Below are 1431 nucleotides of genomic sequence, written 5' to 3' on the forward strand. Positions count from 1 at the left end.
CACTGCTGTCCAAGATAGCTCAAATTTCAAAATGCCCTCCTGTAATAGCAAGGCTTTGTTAATCGTTATTGGACACATTTAAAACCAGGTTGTACTTCATGGTTTACTTGTTATTTTCCTCTTGACCGCCTTTGGCTGTCCAATACCTCAGCTGAAGATCAATTGTTGTTCCGGCACCGGCACCGCCGGCGGGGTTTCGTACGGTCTGTCCAGCCATTCCGGTAATGGCCTGTACGTAAAGAGATTCAGCCTTAACATCGCACTCATTACGGAGAACGACCATTTCATTTTTGAGAGATGGTGCAGCCATCTTATTATCAAAAGCGATATCATGGCTGTCCAAATCTGTATGCGTAACGCATTTTCGCTTGTACCGATGAATGTCTTTACATTCAGTGTCTGTTTCAGTGTCTTGAAAAAGAGCTCTATCTCCCATCGTTCTTTGTATATTGCCCCTATGGTCGATGCAGCAAGTTTAAAGTTGTTGGTGAGTATTTTTATCTCTTCCTGCTTCTCTTCGTTCCAGACCGTTACAAGACGGAGCTTTTTAGGGTATTTGATTTTGGTGTTTATGCCTGTAAGAATGATCTCATCATCTGAGCGTACGTTGCTGCCGTATGCCCCGCAGCCGTGGATGACGGTTTTATAACAGATGTTGTCTTTCATCCTGGTAACAAAGAAAATTTTGCTTTTGTTCCATCTGCTGAATTGTTCAAAGTCGAGATATCCCCTGTCCGCCGCTACTATTGAACCCGGTTTGAGGTTCAGGGTCTTTGAGACAGCACTGTCATGTATCTTTGCATCTGTTATCGTTATAAATGACGGCATGTAGTCACTCTGGTCAAGCAGTACGTGTACCTTTACTCCGCCCTTGGTCTGTCTGTAGTCCGCCCATGGGAATAATGACAGGCAAAGGCTTATTGTTGTTGAGTCAAAGAGAAAGAGCTTGTTCTTGAATTTAAATTTCTTTCCGCTCTTCTCCAGCATATTTCTTGTGCGAAAATGCTGAAGCTGTTTCCAGAAGTATTCTTCGTACAGATCCGCGTTCCTGTGTTCGTTTGCATATGCAAGCGTTGATCGTTTGGGCGCTGCTTTTATTCCAAGATGCTTTACCTTGCCGTTGCAGCATAAGAGCCCGTTTGTTATTTCCCTGAGCGAATCAGCTCTTGCCAGATGAGAAAAGATCATCGACACCAGCTGGGCCTTTGACGTAAATCCTTTTGCGTTACGGTCGTTTCCGTGTTTCATCACCAGCTGCTCAAAACTTACCGGAGATAAGGACATCTCAGATAGTATTTGACTGAATAGGCTCATGCACTTTATCATTGTTCTGCCTCCGTGGTTTCTTTGGGATTCTTTTGTGTCGCAACTTAATGATATCCCAATAACGGAGGCTTTACTTTTTTATTTTCCTATCTTGGACACGTGTGA

At 43.7% G+C, this 1431-nt stretch carries 1 protein-coding gene; it reads right to left on the reverse strand.

The annotated features are described in order from the left end of the window. Window positions 1-147: 147 nt before the first annotated feature. The gene (locus tag OLM33_10080) at window positions 148-1326 is read right to left on the reverse strand and encodes an IS4 family transposase (GenBank protein ID MCW1713998.1); all 1179 of its coding nucleotides are present in this window, start codon (window positions 1324-1326) and stop codon (window positions 148-150) included. Window positions 1327-1431 lie beyond the last annotated feature (105 nt).

The organism is Synergistaceae bacterium DZ-S4 (assembly GCA_025943965.1).
In the GTDB taxonomy this organism is placed as follows: domain Bacteria; phylum Synergistota; class Synergistia; order Synergistales; family Synergistaceae; genus Caenicola; species Caenicola nitritireducens.